This is a genomic window from Chromobacterium sp. (genome assembly GCF_041912965.1).
GTDB classification, from domain to species: Bacteria; Pseudomonadota; Gammaproteobacteria; order Burkholderiales; family Chromobacteriaceae; genus Chromobacterium; species Chromobacterium aquaticum.
The window spans coordinates 47152-63057 of sequence record NZ_JAYSGF010000022.1 but is presented as its reverse complement, the minus strand read 5'-3'; the positions used below and the strand labels follow the sequence as shown (position 1 = coordinate 63057).

Sequence of the window (15906 nt, the reverse complement as noted above, 5' to 3'; positions counted from 1 at the left end):
AAAGATCGCCATGCAAGAACAATACAGCCCGCGCGCGGTGGAAACCGCCGCCCAGCAGAAATGGCAGAAAACTGCCGCCTTCAAAGCCGTGGAAGACGCGTCGCGTCCCAAATACTACGCGCTGTCGATGTTCCCCTATCCGTCCGGCAAGCTGCACATGGGCCATGTGCGCAACTACACCATCACCGACGTGCTGGCCCGCTTCAAGCGCCTGCAGGGCTTCAACGTGCTGCAGCCGATGGGCTGGGACGCTTTCGGCCTGCCGGCCGAGAACGCCGCGATGAAGAACGGCGGCGCGCCGGCGGCCTGGACCTACGCCAACATCGAGTACATGAAGCAGCAGCTGGATAGCCTGGGCTTTGCGCTGGACTGGGAGCGCGAGCTGGCCACCTGCAAGCCGGACTACTACCGCTGGGAGCAGTGGCTGTTCACCCGTTTGTTTGAAAAGGGCGTGATCTACAAGAAAAACGGTGTGGTCAACTGGGACCCGGTGGACCAGACCGTGCTGGCGAATGAACAAGTGGTGGACGGCCGCGGCTGGCGTTCCGGCGCGCTGGTGGAAAAGCGCGAAATCCCGATGTACTACTTCCGCATCACCGACTACGCCGAGCAGCTGCTGGCGGACCTGGACAAGCTGGACGGCTGGCCGGAACAGGTCAAGACCATGCAGCGCAACTGGATAGGCAAGAGCTTCGGCTCCGACGTGGCCTTCGCCTACGACGAAGCCAGCATCGGCCACGCCGGCCAGCTCAAGGTCTACACCACCCGTCCGGACACCCTGATGGGCGCCACCTATGTGGCGGTGGCCGCCGAGCACCCGCTGGCCAGCCAGGCCGCGGCCGGCAAGCCGGAGCTGCAAGCCTTCATCGCCGAATGCAAGGCCGGCTCCGTGGCCGAGGCCGATATGGCCAAGATGGAAAAGAAGGGCATGGACACCGGCCTGTTCGTCGTCCATCCGCTGACCGGCGCCAAGCTGCCGGTATGGGTGGCCAACTACGTGCTGTGGGGCTATGGCGAAGGCGCGGTGATGGCGGTGCCGGCGCACGACGAGCGCGACTTCGAGTTCGCCAACAAATACCAGCTGACGATCCAGCAGGTCTACGCGCCGGCCAGCGGCGAGGACAACTTCGATGCCGCCGCCTGGCAGGACTGGTACGCCGCCAAGGATGACAGCATCCGCACCGTGAACAGCGGCAAATACGACGGCCTCAACTTCTCCGCCGCCTTCGACGCCATCGTCGGCGATCTGGAAGCCAAGGCCGCCGGCCAGAAGAAAACCCAGTATCGCCTGCGCGACTGGGGCATTTCGCGCCAGCGCTACTGGGGCTGCCCGATTCCCATCATCCATTGCCAGAGCTGCGGCGACGTGCCGGTGCCGGAAAAAGACCTGCCGGTGACGCTGCCGGAAAACGTGATTCCGGACGGCGCCGGTTCTCCGCTGGCCAAAATGCCGGAATTCTACGAAACCAGCTGCCCGAAATGCGGCGGCGCGGCCAAGCGTGAAACCGACACCATGGACACCTTCGTCGAGTCCAGCTGGTACTACGCGCGCTACGCCTCGCCCAAGTGCGACACCGCGATGGTGGACAAGAAGGCGGCCGACTACTGGCTGCAAGTGGACCAATACGTCGGCGGCATCGAACACGCGATTCTGCACCTGCTGTACGCGCGCTTCTTCCACAAGCTGATGCGCGACGAAGGCCTGGTGTCCAGCGACGAGCCGTTCAAGAGCCTGCTGACCCAGGGCATGGTGGTGTGCGAAACCTTCTATCGCGAACTGCCCAACGGCGCCACCGACTGGATCGCGCCGCAGGACGTGGAACTGGAGCGCGACGCCAAGGGCAAGATCGTCGCCGCCAAGCATCGCGTCGACGGCCTGCCGGTGGTGGTCGGCGGCATCGAGAAAATGTCCAAGTCCAAGAACAACGGCGTGGACCCGCAGGAGTTCATCGAACAATACGGCGCCGATACCGCGCGTCTGTTCATGATGTTCGCCGCGCCGCCGGAGCAGAGCCTGGAATGGTCCGACGCCGGCGTGGAAGGCGCGTTCCGCTTCCTCAAGCGCTTGTGGAAGGCGGTGAACGAGCATGCCGCAGCCGGCCTGGCGCCGGCGTATGGCGGCGGCGAATTGTCCGCCGGCCTGAAGGATCTGCGCTTCAAGCTGCACGCCACCATCCAGAAAGTGGCCGACGATTACGGCCGCCGTCAGCAATTCAACACCGCCATCGCCGCAGTGATGGAACTGCTGAACACCTACGACAAGACCGATAAGAGCGGCGACGCCGGTCGCGCGGTGGCGCAGGAAACGCTGGAAGCCGTGGCGCTGCTGTTGTCCCCCATCGTGCCGCACATCTGCGACGCGCTGTGGACCGCGCTGCGCCCGGGCAGCGAACTGCTGCAACAGGCTTGGCCGAAAGTGGACGAGAGTGCGCTGATCAAGAGCGAGATCGAACTGATGGTGCAAGTGGGCGGCAAGCTGCGCGGCAGCATCACCGTGGCCGCCGACGCGGCCAAGGACGCGATCGAAGCCGCGGCGCTGGCGCATGAGAACGTGCAGAAGTTCATGGAAGGCAAGCCGGCCAAGAAAATCATCGTGGTGCCGGGCCGCCTGGTCAACATCGTGGTGTAAACCCGACGCGGCCCGGCCCTGGCGTGGATTGCGCCTAGGGTCGGGCCCGCATTGTTTCCCGATAAGGAATCGCGAATGAGACTTTCCCTGCAATGGCTGTGGCTGGCGCTGCTGGCCATCACCTTGAGCGCCTGCGGCTTCCACCTGCGCGGCCTGGGCGGCCCGATGAAGCCGCTGCCGTTCGCCTCGCTGTATTTCGACGGCGGCGGCACCGCCGTGACTGGCGACGTGCGCACCGTGCTGGCGCGCGACCCGCGTCTGCAACTGCTGGACAATCCCAAGCAGGCCGAGGCGGTGGTGAGCATCCTCAGCGAAAACCAGGCCAAGGACATCCTGACCCTGAACGTGGGCGGCAAGATCAACGAATACCAGCTGACCTATACCGCCGTGGTGCGCACCGTGTTGTTCGGCGTGCCGGTGGAGCCGGACATGACCGTGGTGGTGCGCCGCAGCATGAACTATTCCGACAGCGCCATCCTCGGCAAGGAACAGGAAGAAGCGCTGATCTGGGCCGATGCCCGCCGTGACGCGGCCGAACAGATCGTGCGCCGTTTGGCCTATCTGAAAAAGCCGGCCGCCGCGCCGCTGACCGGCCCGCAAAGCCTGAAGCCCGTCGATGCCCAGCCTAAGCCCTGACGCGCTGATCGCGGCGCTGGGCAAGGGCCTGGCGCCGCTCTACCTGGTGCATGGCGAAGAAGCGCTGCTGGCGTTGGAAGCCGCCGATGCTCTGCGTCAGGCGGCGCGCGAGCAAGGCTACCAGGAGCGCGAAGTGCTGACGGTGGAGGCCGGTTTCGATTGGTCGCAACTGCGCGACGCGATGAGCAGCGTCTCGCTGTTCGCCGAGCGCAAGCTGCTGGAAATCCGCATCCCCAACGGCAAGCCCGGCACCGAAGGCGCCGAAGCGTTGCAACAGCTGGCGGCGCAGCCGCCGCAGGACACGGTGACGCTGATCACCCTGCCCAAGCTGGAGCGCGCGCAACAGCAGTCCAAGTGGTTCCAGGCGCTGGAAAAACTGGCGGTGACGGTGGAAGCCCGTCCGGTGGGCCGCGCCGAGCTGCCCAGCTGGATCTCGCGCCGGCTCAAGGCCCAGGGGCAGTCGCTGGGCGGCGAGGCGCTGGCGTTTTTTGTCGATCGCGTGGAAGGCAATCTGCTGGCCGCGCGCCAGGAAGTGGACAAGCTGGCCCTGCTGTATCCGGCGGGCGAACTGACGCTGGAACAACTGCGCGCCGCGGTGGCCAATGTGGCCCGCTTCGACGTGTTCCACCTGTCCGAATCCTGGCTGGCCGGCGATGTGCCGCGCGTGCTGCGCATGTTGGACGGCCTGATGGCCGAAGGCGAAGCGCCGGTGCTGGTGTTGTGGTCGCTGACCGAGGACGTGCGCATGCTGCTGCGCTTGCGCCAGGGCCTGAAGGACGGGCGCAACGCGCGCGACATGGCGCGCGAACTGCGCTTGTGGGGCGACAAACAGCGCTTGGCCGAGCCGGCCTTGCGCCGCATCGGCCCGCGCAAACTGATGACCGCGCTGGACGAATGCGCGCGCATAGATCGCCAGATCAAGGGCGTGGAAGCCGGCGATCCGTGGCGGACCATGCGCGGCCTGGCGGGCTTGTTGGCGGCTTGATCCCGCGCGCGAGCGCGGCCATGTTTACACAGATTCGCGCCCGGTGCGCGGCAAACAGGAGAGCACGATGGCTTTATTCGATTCCTTGAGCGGTTTGCTGTCCGGCGGCGCGGAAGGCGGCGCTGGCGGAGCCTTGCAGGCCTTGCTGCAACAACAGGGCGGCTTGTCCGGCCTGCTGGAGCAATTCCAGCAAGGCGGCCTCGGTGAGCTGGTGTCGTCCTGGGTGGGCCAGGGCGGCAATCTGCCGGTGTCGGCCGAGCAGATCCAGCAAGTGTTGGGCTCGGAACAACTGTCCGGCCTGGCTGAGAAATTCGGCCTGGAGCAGGGCCAGCTGTCGCAACTGGTGGCCGAGCACCTGCCCGGCCTGGTGGACAAGCTGACCCCCAATGGTCAACTGCCGCAGGGCGAGGATCTGCTGTCCCAGGGGGCGGATCTGCTCAAGGGTTTGTTCCGCTAATCTTACCCGTCCATGCAACAACGCCGGCCGCGAGAGACTCGCCGCCGGCGTTTTTCATGGGAGCAGGGAAGAAGGCTTAGAACGTGTTTACGATCACGCGAGCTAAGGCGAGACCAGGAGAAAACGAGCGAAAAAGCGGAATGTACACGTGGTGCATGAGCATTTTGAGCTTGGTTTCAACGCCGTATCGCCGACGCGCAGCAGATCGTAAATAGGTTCTTAATGATGATGGCCGGCCGCGCCTGCTGCCGTCACCGTCAACTCCGCCGCCGGGCTCTTCAAGTCATGCGCGTCTTGACCGGCGGCCGGGATGTCCGCCCAGTTGGTTTCGCCCTGCTCGCATTGCTGCTTCACCTTGAAATAGAGCTTGCCCGGCTGGGCGGCGATCTTGGCCTGGAACACGAATTCATCGTAGAAATTGGACGGCAGCTTGCCGCCCTTCCAGGTGATGCGGTTCACATCCTCGCTCACCTTGCGGCCGTAGTTGTCGAAAGGCTTGACCGCGGCCTTGCTCACTTCCACTTCCCAGCCGGCTTTCGGCATCGGCTGCGCCAGGCGCACGCCTTCCGGCATTTCCACGCTGATGGCGGTGGTGGGGCTGCCGTTGCAGCCATGGCCGATCTTCAGCACGCCCTTGTAATAGCCGCCGCTGGCGGCGGTGGGCGTTTCCAGGGTGACGTGGGCGAAGGCGGAACCGGAGGCGGCCAGCAAGGCCAGCAGGGCGAGTTTTTTCATTGGAGCTCTTTGCGGATCAAGGTTAGCGCCGTTGCCGGCCAGGGGCGGCAAATGCGAATGAGGATTGACCGCATCAGTTTAGCGCCTGCTCATTCCTTCCACATGCGACAAAGTGTCGCAGAGTCGGCATGAGAATAATGCAAGTTGTAACGTCATTGTCATGGCCGCTATACTGGTCCGCTCGCCCAATCGTTCAGGAGCAGTCATGATGGTTCGTGCTTTATCCGCGGCAACGCTAGTGATGCTTTCCACTCATGGCTGGGCCGCTGGCGCATACAGCGGCCTCGGCGCCGCCAGTGTCAGCGCGGAAGAGGTGGCGCGTTACCGCGCCGCGCCGTTGCCGGCGGAACTGAGCCGCAAAGTGCAGAACATGCTGGACCTGCGCGCGCCCGGCGCCGGCGTGCTGGCTCCGGACGGCAAGGCCTTGTACTTCAGCTGGCGCGTCACCGGCGTGCCGCAGGTGTGGAAGCTGGGCGGCCCGCAGCGCTTCCCGGTGCAACTCACCGGTGGCGAAGACGCCACCCTGATTCAGGACGTCAGCCCGGATGGACGCTGGCTGGTGCTCAGCCGCGACCGCAAGGGCGAGGAAAACCCCGGTCTCTATCTGCAAGCCGCCGCCGGCGGCGCGCTGCGCGAAGTCCAGCACAAACCCGGCGTGCAGACCCAGTTCCAGTTTCTCAGCAAGGACGGCCAGTGGCTGTACTACCGCAGCAACGACGAGCGGGCCGACAGCTATACCCTGTACCGTTACCGGCTGGCCGACGGCCATCGCGAGCGCCTGTTCGGCGAGCGCGGCGCCTGGAGCATCGCCGATCACCGCGACGATGGCCGCCTGCTGCTGCAAAAGACGCTGAGCAATGCCAGCGCGGAATTCTATCTGTGGACACCGGACGGCAAGCCGGCGCAGCCGCTGCTGGGCCAGGGCGAAGCCGTCGACTACCGCATGGACTTCGGCCTGCGCGACGGCGAATACCTGGTGCGCAGCAATAAGTTCGGCGAATACCACCGCCTCTATCTGTGGCGCGCCGGCGTGTTCCAGCCGCTGACGCCGGAGACGCGCGGCGATGTCGACAACCTCAACATCGACCGCGAGCAGGGCCGCGTCTACTACACGCTGAGCCAGGACGGTTACGGCAAGGCGCTGGCGCTGGATGGCCGCCGCGGCTACCGCGCGCTGAAACTGCCGGCCTTCCCCGGCGCGGCCCAGGTCAATGTGGTCAACCTCAGCCGCGATGGCCGCTACGTCAACTTCAGCGTGGAAACCGACACCGCGCCGGCCAGCAGCCATGTCTGGGACAGCAAGAGCGGCAAGCTCAGCCAATGGCTGCTGCCGTCCGCGCCGGAGCTGGACACCCGCGGCTTCGCCAAGGCCAGTCTGGAAAGCTATCCGGCGCGCGACGGCACGCCGATTCCGATGTTCGTGCGCCGGCCGACGCGCTGCGCGGCCACGCCCTGCCCGGTGGTGGTCAACTTCCACGGCGGGCCGGAAGGGCAGAGCCGCGCCGGCTTCTCGCCGCAGGCGCAACTCTTCGTCGACGCCGGCTTCATCTATGTGCAGCCCAATGTGCGCGGCTCCATCGGCTATGGCAAAACCTGGCTGGACAGCGACAACGGCCCGCGTCGGCTGCAAGTGCTGTCCGATATCGAAGACGCCGCGCGCTACATCCGCAGCCATTGGGGCGCGGCCGGCGCGGCGCCCAAGGTCGGGGTGATGGGCGGCAGCTACGGCGGTTATTCCACGCTGGCGGCGATGACCATCTTCGCCGGCGCTTACGACGCCGGCGTGTCCAATGTCGGCATCGCCAATCTGGTCAGCTTCCTGCAAAACACCGCGCCCTACCGCCGCGCGCTGCGCGCCGCCGAATACGGCGACTTGGAACGCGACCGCGCCGCGCTGGAGCAACTGTCGCCGATCAATCACATCGACAAGCTGCGCGACCCGTTGCTGATCATCCAGGGCGTCAGCGATCCGCGAGTGCCGGTGGGCGAAGCGCTGCAAATGTACCGCGCGATGGCCGGCAAGGGCGTGGACGGCGGCCTGATCCTGTTCCCCGATGAAGGCCACGGCGCGGCCAAGCGCGAAAACCAGGTGCTGCAGCTGGGCCACAGCCTGTGGTTTTTCCAGCGCCACCTCTTGGGGCAGAATGGAGGAGGCGCCGCCGAAGCCGGCCGCGTCGAATCGGGAGAAAAGCATGAGTCCAAAGGCGCTTGAAGATTACCTCCATCAACACATCCCGCTGTCCGCCGCGATGGCGGTCAGCGTGGCCGAGGCCAGCGGCGAGCGGGTGATCCTGCACGCGCCGCTGGCGCCCAATATCAATCACCGCGCCACCGTGTTCGGCGGCAGCGCCTCGGCGGTGGCCATCCTCGCCGCCTGGTGCCTGGTGTTCATGCGCTTGCGCGAGCGCGGCCTGCCCGGCCGCGTCATCATCCACGGCAACAGCATGCGCTATGACAAGCCCATCGCCGCCGGCTTCCTCGCCCGCGCCGCCGCGCCGGATGAAGCCGCCTGGGACAAGCTGGAACGCGCGTTGCGGCGCGGGCGCATGGGGCGGCTGCGCCTGGAGGTGGCGTTGGAGTGCGACGGCGAGGCGGTGGGCGGCCTGGAAGGCGAGTTCGTGGTCCTGCCCGGCGAAGGAGATTCCCAGCACTGAAGCACCCCCGGCTCCGCGGTATCGCTTATTAAACTTTAAATCCAATCTGAATAGCCTATTTTTTGTGCTAAAAAGAAATATCTTGTGCCGGGTTGGATTGAGCGATAGCCAATGAAAACGCGCCCGGCGTTCCGGCCGCAGCCGCGCCGCAACGCCGGCGGACGCGGACTGGGGGAGGCCGATGGCTTTAAAAGCGCAAAAAGAGCTGGAGCTGGTGCTGCGTCTATTGCAGCGCAAGGGTTTGCACGCGGTGGACCGGCAGTCCTGGCCGCCGCCGCTGCCGGATGTCGGCGCCACCCTCAGCGACGGCCGGCGCATCGCTTTTGAAGTGACGGAAGTGCATGCCGACGAGCACTTGTTCGGCGGCGGCAAAGGCTGTTTGCGCGCGCGCGAAGTGCGCCAGGCGCAGCAGGGCGAGGATGCGCCGATCAGCGTGCCCAACGCGCCCATCGCCGCGATCAAATACCGGATCCAAGCCAAGTGCGTGAAGCGTTACGCGGCCAAGCCCGGTTATGAATTGAGCCTGCTGCTGGCGGCCAATATTCCGCAGTTCGGCGGCGTGGCCGCCACCACCCTGTTTCCCGCCTTTATCCAGGAAGCGGCGCTGACCGCCGCCACCCATGATCTGCTGGAGTCGTCCGCCTTCGAGCGCGTCTATCTGCACCTGATCCAGCCCGGTGTGCTGTACGAGTGGAGCAAGCAAGACGCCTGGGTGGAAATGGCCAAGACGGCGGACGAGGGCGCTCGTCCGCCTTTTTGGGTGGAGCCGGTACTCGGCGGCGTCTGTTGGCAGGGCGGCGTGGTTTAGCGCGCGCGCAGGCGGATGCGGCGGAAGCGGGCTTCCACGCTCATCCGCTGGCCCAGCGCCAGATACAGCTGGTGCTGGCCATCGACATGGCGATAAATTCTGACCCGGTCCGCGCCCAGCAATAGCAGCTGCTCCAGATAGTTGAAGAATCCCATCCATTGACCGCGCCCGTTGCGGTCGTCAAAGTCGATATCGCGTGCCACTCGGCTAAGCAGGCCCTTGCCAACGTATTCCCGATTGTCCTTCAGCCATTGCAGCAAATGGGCCGCGCATTCGCGGCCATAGGCGCTGTCGGCGGGGTAATCCTTGCTGGGCGCGGGCATTTGCCAGTAATGCGGGTAGGTGCGGCCGGGGCAGAAGCGGACGAAGGGCAGCAAAATTTCTTGTTGCTCCAGCGAGCGCAGATGGTAGCGACGACGACGGGGGAAGGCTTGAGGCTGTTGCATGGTGTTTCTCCTGCTGTGACACAAGATAAACCACCTGCCAGGGAAGGCTGAGGTGAGGCAGGCGCGTGGCAGGATTGGCGTACTGGTCTACTTACCAAACCAGCGAGTGCATGGCACTCCCCCACCATGCGCCTGCCAAAGGGCACGGCCATAGTAAAGCTGCTCACACGGCACGCCGCGTAAGCAGAAGTTGGTAAGTAGAGGACGAGACGCCAATCCCGTGTGCCGCGTGTGGGCGGCAACGTGGGGATTGTTGCCGAGGGTGGGGCTTGGGTCAAGCTGGAGTGGCTGATGTGGGGTCTGGAGTGCGAAGCGCCTGTTCATGATCTTTTCGAGAGGATCATTGCCCCTGACATGACAGGGTGGGGGCGTGGCTTGAACGTCTGGCTTATCCACAAGGAGGGGCGCTTGGGTAGGGTTATCCACAGCGCGCGGGCGGGACGGCAGTGAAGGCATGAGGCGCTAGCGCGCGTGGCGGCTTGCCGCCCAGGTTCAAACCGTTTCCGTCCCCGCCGCCGCGATCTCGCGCTTGTTGCCGTACATCTTGCGGTCCGCCACCGTCAGCAGTTCGTCGATCAGCAAACCATCCTCCGGGTAATAGGCGATGCCGATGCTGACGCCCACGGAGATCAGGTTGTCGCTCACTTCGTAAGGCTGGTGGATCACCTGCTTCAGGCGGTTGACGATCTTGTCCGCCTCGCGGTTGGATTCGATGTCTTCCATCAGCACCACGAATTCGTCGCCGCCCAGGCGCGCGACGGTATCCTCGCCGCGCAGCTCTTCCTTGATGCGGGCGGCGATCAATTGCAGGATGCGGTCGCCGGTGACGTGGCCGTAGGTGTCGTTCACCGGTTTGAAACGGTCCAGGTCCAGGAATAGCAGGGCCAGCCGCTTGCCGCTGCGATCCACCCGCGATATGGCGTGTTGCAGCCGGTCGTAGAACAGATTGCGGTTGGCCAGGCCGGTCAGGCGGTCGTGATTGGCAAGGTAGAACAGCTGGTTTTCGCGCTGGCGGCGGCCATGGGCCAGTTGCAGATAATGGTGGGCCACCAGCAAGAGCCCGGCCAGTAAGGCCAGGGACAGGAAGGACAGCATGCCCCATTCGAACACGCCGATCTGACGCCAGCCCAGTTGCTGGCTGACGGTCAGCAATAAGGGCTGGTTGGCGCCGCCCAGCGGGTGGCGGGTTTCCAGCCGCGGAAACAGCAGGGCCTCCAGCGCGCTGGCGCTTTCGGCGCGGTGCAGCAGCACCGGCGCGCCAGGCGGCGAGCTGCGGTGGAATAGGCGCACTTCGGCGCCGTCCGACAGCGGCAATTGGCTGGGCAGCAGGCTGTCGGCGCGTATCGCCATGGCGGCGAAGTGGGCCGGGGCCAGCGGCGCGGACAGCGGGGTGTTGAGCACGTCGTCCATCGCGCGGATCAGCAGATAGCCGGCCGGCAGGCCGGGCAGCTTGATCTGGCCGGAGATTTCCATGCGTCCGCTTTCCAGCGCGTCTTGCAAGGCCCGGCGCACGCTTTGCAGCCGGCCCAGGTCGGCGGCCAGCAAGGTGGACGGCTGCACCGGTTCGATGAAGGAGAGCGGGAAGACGCCAAAACGACGTTCCCATGCATCGCCGCTGGCGGCGGGCAGCGGCAGCGCGTGGCCGTAGAGCTGGCGCAGCCGCTGTTTGAGCTGCGGCAATTGCTCGGGCGCGATGCGTTCGATATGGCCCAGCCACAGGATTTGCGGGTAGCGGCGCAGTAGTTGCCGGGTGAAGCGTTTTTCCGCTGGCAGGTCCTGGCGGCGGTCCAGGGTGCTGAAGGCGGCGTAGCTGTCCAGCACGGTTTCATTGTTTTGCAGCTTTTGATTGAGCTGCTCGGACAGTTGCAGCGCGTCGCGGTTGAATTGCTGCTCCGCGCTGAGCAAGGCATGGCTGGCGATGGACAGGGCGACCAGCGCGCTCAGCACCAGCCATATCGCGATGCATCCTGCATAAACCAGCCGTGTCCGCATGTAGCAACCGTAGGAAGGGGGAAAGAGGGGATAAGGGAGTTTATAAGAAGGCCGGCTTATTTTTTAGCTTTGACTGATGAAAAAGCCGGTTTTAAGTAGTTGTACGTAAAACAATACTGTTGTTTTTCGTCATGAAAATGACATGAAACAGCCCGCTGGGCGGGCTGTTTTTATGACGACATGGCTAGGGCTTGTTTCAGCGCGTTGGAATCCAGTCGGCGATCAAGCGCTGCGGGGTGCCGCAGGCTTTGCGCTTGAGCACGAAATTGCGGCACTTCTCCAGGAATTGGCCACGGTTCTCCACCATGTCCTGGCGCATTTCCAGTAGCTCGGCCTGGCGGCAGCGTTCCATCTGTTCCAGGTCCAGCCCGGTCTTGCGCGCGCGGTGCTGGCGGAAGCGCTCGTCGTTCAGCGCCAGGCCGGCCGCTTGGCGCAGCCAGACGCCGAAGTCGTGCGGATCATGCGGGCCGATGTCTTGAATCATGCCCAGGCGCCAGGCTTCGCGCGCGCTCAGCGGCAGGCAGGCCTCGGTCAGCAGCCGCGCCTGTTCCGCGCCCACCGCGCGCGGCAGGCTGTAGGTCCAGTATTCCGAGCCGTACAAGCCCATGGTTTTGTAGTGCGGGTTGAGCACCACGCCGCCGCGGGCGAACACCAGGTCGGCGGCCAGCGCCAGCATCACGCCGCCGGCGCCGGCATTGCCGCTCAGGCCGGCCACCACCAATTGGCGCGCGGTCAGCAGTTCCTGGCAGACGTCGTCTATCGCCTGGATATTGGCCCAGGCTTCCAGGCCCGGTTCCGGCGCGGCCTGGATCACATTGAGGTGAACGCCGTTGCTGAAGCTGCCGCGGCCGCCGCGCACCAGCAGCACGCTGGTGTCCTGGGCCTTGGCCCAGCGCAGCGCCTCGCTCAGCCGCTGGCATTGCTCGGTGCTCATCGCGCCATTGTAGAACTCGAAGGTCAGTTCGCCGACGCAGCCGTATTCGCGGTAGCGGATGGGCTGGTAGCTTTCCTCGCAATGCGGGTGGGTGGCGATCGACCAGTCCAGCCGCGGCACGTGGTCCAGCAGGCCGGCCAGCACGTGGCGCGCCGGGCGCTTGAAGGTTTCCTCGCCCGCTTCCGGCTTGCGCCGCAGCGCGCCCAGCCACAGGCTGTGCTCGCCGGCGCCGACCAGCACGGCGTCGTCGTGCACCGCCAGCAATTGGCCGGGCTGGCCGGAGCGGTGGTCCAGGTGGGCGTCGTAGACGTAGTAGTCGCCGCCGGCCAGTTGCGTCAGCACGCCGGGCTGGCCGTCGGCGGCGTCGATGCGGCGTTTGATCTCGGCGGCCGGCTGTTGCCACAGGAAGGCGCGGTCGCTCTGACGCATATTGGGCTGCAGCCGGCCGCGCACCTGCGGCTGGCTGTAGTCCAGCGGCTCGGGCTCGAAGCCGGTGCCGAATTTTTCCACCACGTCGCGGATGCAATACAGGGCGGCGTCGCTGACCGGGCCGTTGTAGAGCTCGGATTTGCGCACCTCCGGCGGCATGTCGAATTCGCAGCTGGACCAGATCGGGCCTGCGTCCATTTCTTCCACCGCCTGCAGCGCGGTGACGCCCCAGCGTTTTTCCCGCAGGGTGATGGCCCAGTCCAGCGCCGAGGCGCCGCGGTCGCCGACGATGCCGGGGTGGATGATGACCACCGGCCGGCTGCTGTCGCGCCACAGGGTTTCCGGCACCCGGTCCTTGAGGAAGGGGCAGATGACGATATCGGCGCCGGATTGCTGGATGTTGGCGCTGACTTCCTGCTCGTTGGTGAACAGCTGCACGCTGACTTGGTGACCGGACTGGCGCAATTCCAGCCAGGCGCGCTGGGTGAGTCCGTTGAACGCCGACGACAACAGGATGATTTTCAATGACCGCATGACCGCTCCTTGCCCTAAATGGAATGCATGGCCGGCGGCGGTGCGCCGGTTCGGCCATGTGCTTGGGCGAGGATGATAGTTTTAGTCTGAATAATGACAAATGACTAATGTCAAGCTTGATGCGATTGAAAATCACAACGCATTTTCATGCCAAAAATAATGACAGATGCTTTTGCTTTATGGTCTGTATATATGATGGCGCGTGGCGAGGGGAGGGCGTGCCTAGTCCTGCTGGTTCAGGAATTGCTTGATGCCGGCCAGTTGCCGCCGGCTGACCGGCAGCGCTTGTTCGATGTCGGCCAGCCGCACCTGCCATTGCTCTTCGCCGTCGGCGGGCGTGCGGAACAGCTCGCGCAGCGCGTGGCGCATCACCAGGCAGTTGCGGTGAATGCGCACGGTGGCGTCGCCCAGTCTTTGCTCCAGCGCGATCAGCGGTTCGTCCAGCAGGTATTCCGCGTCCGGGGTGACCAGGGTGACGTATTTGAGCTCGGCCTTGAGATAGCGCGCCTGAGAGAAGGGGATGGGTAGCAGGCGATCGCGCTGGCGCACAGTGAAGCTGGCTTCCGGCTGCGGCGCTTCGCCGCGCTGGCGGCCGGCGCGTTCCAGCGCCTGGCGCAGCCGCTCGCGCCGCACCGGCTTGAGTAGGTAGTCGACGGCTTCCAGTTCGAAGGCATCCACCGCGTATTGTTCGTGGGCGGTGGTGAAGATAAGCAGCGGCGCCAGCGGCTGGCGGCGCAGTTGCTGCGCCAGTTCCAGGCCGCTGATGCCGGGCATGGAGATGTCGGCCAGCACGATGTCGACGACGTTCTGCGTCAGCCAGGCCTGGGCCTGGCGGCTGTCGGTCAGGCAGTAGATATGGGGCAGGCCTTGCTCGCGCAGCAGCTGGCGCAGGCGCTCGCAGGCCAGCGGTTCATCGTCCACCACCAGCGCGCGCCAGTCTTGCCAGGGGCTTACAGCACCCATTGCGGCTTGCCCAGCTTTTCCACCAGCATGCGCCAGGCTTGCAGGATTTTCTGGAATTTATTGTTGGTGGGGGCGAGGTCGCGCACCTTGCTCAGCATGTCGTGGGCGCGGCGCATATGGCTTTCGTGCCAGCCCTGGCGGTGGACGTAGGCCATGGTGGCGTTGATCAGGTTGAGCATGACCTGGATGTTCTGCGGCATTTCCTCGTGGGCTTTGACGAAGCGTTCGATGGCGGAGTCGAACTGGCCGGCCTGGGCTTCGCGCACCGCCTGGTTGTTGAGCTCCAGCACCGATTGCACATTGTCGGCGATCAATTGGCGGCCGTCCTCGCCCAGGCCCACTTCTTCGAACATGTCGCCGAAGCGCGCCAGCAGCTCCTCGTCGTCGTGATGGTTGCGCACCAGGTCGCGCATCACGTGGTTGCCGGATTCCTTGTGGCCTTGGGCGTAGCAGGCGCGGGCGAATTCCATTTGCGCGTCGCTGCTGAGCTTGGGCGCCAACTGGCGGAACTTGGCCTCGGCGTCGGCGAATAGCTGGCGGGCCTTGTCGCGGTTGCCCTTTTTGTCCTGCAGCTGGCTGTCCACCACGCCGGCCATCCATTCGCCTTCTTCGTTGTAGCGGTAGTCGCGGCGCAGATTGGACAGGGTGCGGCCGACATTGGCGGTGTCGCCGCGCGCCAGTTGCACGCGCGCCAGCGCGGCGTAGTGGGTGGGGCTGCGGTGCCAGGTGTATTTGGCGATGTCCAGCGTGGTCTGGCAGGCTTCTTCCGCCACTTCCAGCTGATTGTTGAGCAAGGCCACTTCCGCCAGTTGCTGCTGGCGGCGGAACACCACCGGGGAGATGTCGGTGGCTTGCTTGAGCGTGGCCTGGGCCTCGTCCAGATTGTGGTTGTTGCGGTAGAGCTTGGCCAGCCAGTCGTAGGCTTCCATCACCCGGTCGTTGTCGGTGAGCACTTCTTCGAACAGCAGCCGCGCTTCGTCGTAGGCTTTCAGGCCGGTCAGCGATTTGGCCAGGCCCATCTTGGCCCAGGGCACCGGCTTGAGGCGCAGCACGTCCATGTACAAGGAGCGCGCGCTGTCGAAGTCGCCTATCTTCAGCGCCAGCGAGCCCTTGAGTTTCATGAAGTCCAGCGTGAATTCGCCGCGTTCGCCGATCAGGCGCGAGCAGACTTCGATGGCGGACAGGTATTCGTGGCGCATGATGGCTTCATCCACCAGGCGGAAGGCTTCGCGGCGGCGCATCGCCTTTTCCAGCCGTTCGCGCAGCACTTCGCCGGTGAAGGGCTTGAGCAGGTAGTCGTCCGGCGCCAGTTCCGCGGCGGAGATCACGCGCTGGGAGCGGCGCTCGCCGGTGACGATCATGAACACGCAGGACTGTTTGATCAGATTGCGTTCCTTCACCTCTTCGAACAGGTAAAGGCCGTCGTAACCGTTGCCCAGGTCGTAGTCGCACAGCACGACGTCGAATTCGTATTTGCCCATCTTGGCCAGCGCGTCGCCGGCCTTGCTGGCGTATTCCACCTTGTCGGCGCCGAAGGACGACAGGGTCATCGCCAGCGCGCGCTGCATCTCAGGCAGGCTGTCGATGATCAGGAACAGGCGCTTGCTGTACGGGTCGTCGTAGCCCTTCCGCGGCGCGGCGCCGGTCTTGGCGGCGGCGGCGACGCTTTGGAAGGTGGTCGAGTTGGTATTGGCTGTGCTCATC

At 64.9% G+C, this 15906-nt stretch carries 14 protein-coding genes; 8 read left to right on the top strand and 6 right to left on the bottom strand.

Annotated elements, in window-relative coordinates:
• The first annotated feature begins 10 nt into the window (after positions 1-10).
• The 4 genes from leuS (at position 11) to ACE3QM_RS13290 (ending at position 4707) form a co-directional block, all read left to right on the top strand.
• The gene (gene leuS / locus ACE3QM_RS13305) at positions 11-2629 is read left to right on the top strand and encodes a leucine--tRNA ligase (protein WP_374422487.1); all 2619 of its coding nucleotides are present in this window, start codon (positions 11-13) and stop codon (positions 2627-2629) included.
• A gap of 75 nt (positions 2630-2704) precedes the next feature.
• Positions 2705-3265: an LPS assembly lipoprotein LptE gene (lptE, locus tag ACE3QM_RS13300; protein WP_374422484.1), complete on the top strand. Its 561-nt coding sequence runs from the start codon at positions 2705-2707 to the stop codon at positions 3263-3265.
• A complete protein-coding gene (gene holA, locus ACE3QM_RS13295; RefSeq protein ID WP_374422482.1) occupies positions 3246-4250 on the top strand; it encodes a DNA polymerase III subunit delta in 1005 nt (334 codons plus the stop codon). Before lptE ends, holA begins: the two co-directional genes overlap by 20 nt.
• Before the next feature lie 67 nt (positions 4251-4317).
• Positions 4318-4707, top strand: coding sequence for a YidB family protein (locus ACE3QM_RS13290; RefSeq protein WP_048408418.1), 390 nt, complete (start codon positions 4318-4320; stop codon positions 4705-4707).
• A gap of 219 nt (positions 4708-4926) precedes the next feature.
• On the opposite strand, the gene ACE3QM_RS13285 is transcribed toward ACE3QM_RS13290, so the two are convergent.
• The gene (locus tag ACE3QM_RS13285; protein ID WP_374422480.1) at positions 4927-5418 is read right to left on the bottom strand and encodes a YcnI family protein; all 492 of its coding nucleotides are present in this window, start codon (positions 5416-5418) and stop codon (positions 4927-4929) included.
• Between ACE3QM_RS13285 and ACE3QM_RS13280 the strand changes: the two genes are divergently transcribed.
• The 4 genes from ACE3QM_RS13280 (at position 5320) to ACE3QM_RS13265 (ending at position 8904) form a co-directional block, all read left to right on the top strand.
• The gene (locus ACE3QM_RS13280; RefSeq protein WP_369799189.1) at positions 5320-5574 is read left to right on the top strand and encodes a hypothetical protein; all 255 of its coding nucleotides are present in this window, start codon (positions 5320-5322) and stop codon (positions 5572-5574) included. The genes ACE3QM_RS13285 and ACE3QM_RS13280 overlap by 99 nt on opposite strands.
• A 109-nt stretch (positions 5575-5683) precedes the next feature.
• The gene (locus ACE3QM_RS13275; protein ID WP_374422477.1) at positions 5684-7654 is read left to right on the top strand and encodes a prolyl oligopeptidase family serine peptidase; all 1971 of its coding nucleotides are present in this window, start codon (positions 5684-5686) and stop codon (positions 7652-7654) included.
• Positions 7635-8096, top strand: a complete 462-nt coding sequence (locus tag ACE3QM_RS13270; protein ID WP_048408416.1) for a YiiD C-terminal domain-containing protein — start codon at positions 7635-7637, stop codon at positions 8094-8096. Before ACE3QM_RS13275 ends, ACE3QM_RS13270 begins: the two co-directional genes overlap by 20 nt.
• Before the next feature lie 181 nt (positions 8097-8277).
• A complete protein-coding gene (locus ACE3QM_RS13265; RefSeq protein ID WP_048408415.1) occupies positions 8278-8904 on the top strand; it encodes a hypothetical protein in 627 nt (208 codons plus the stop codon).
• On the opposite strand, the gene ACE3QM_RS13260 is transcribed toward ACE3QM_RS13265, so the two are convergent.
• The 5 genes from ACE3QM_RS13260 to ACE3QM_RS13240 form a co-directional block, all read right to left on the bottom strand.
• Positions 8901-9350, bottom strand: a complete 450-nt coding sequence (locus ACE3QM_RS13260; RefSeq protein ID WP_048408414.1) for a hypothetical protein — start codon at positions 9348-9350, stop codon at positions 8901-8903. The two genes, ACE3QM_RS13265 and ACE3QM_RS13260, sit on opposite strands and share 4 nt — an antisense overlap.
• 492 nt (positions 9351-9842) lie before the next feature.
• Entirely contained in the window at positions 9843-11297 is a 1455-nt protein-coding gene (locus ACE3QM_RS13255; RefSeq protein ID WP_053074208.1) for a sensor domain-containing diguanylate cyclase, read from the bottom strand.
• A gap of 241 nt (positions 11298-11538) precedes the next feature.
• Complete coding sequence (locus ACE3QM_RS13250; RefSeq protein ID WP_374422474.1) at positions 11539-13239, bottom strand: hydrogenase maturation protein; 1701 nt, start codon at positions 13237-13239, stop codon at positions 11539-11541.
• 222 nt (positions 13240-13461) lie between these two features.
• Positions 13462-14202 carry a LytR/AlgR family response regulator transcription factor gene (locus ACE3QM_RS13245; RefSeq protein WP_374422471.1) on the bottom strand — a complete coding sequence of 247 codons (741 nt, stop codon included), beginning with the start codon at positions 14200-14202 and terminating at the stop codon, positions 13462-13464.
• A complete protein-coding gene (locus tag ACE3QM_RS13240) occupies positions 14190-15905 on the bottom strand; it encodes a tetratricopeptide repeat-containing response regulator (RefSeq protein WP_048408409.1) in 1716 nt (571 codons plus the stop codon). Before ACE3QM_RS13240 ends, ACE3QM_RS13245 begins: the two co-directional genes overlap by 13 nt.
• Position 15906 lies beyond the last annotated feature (1 nt).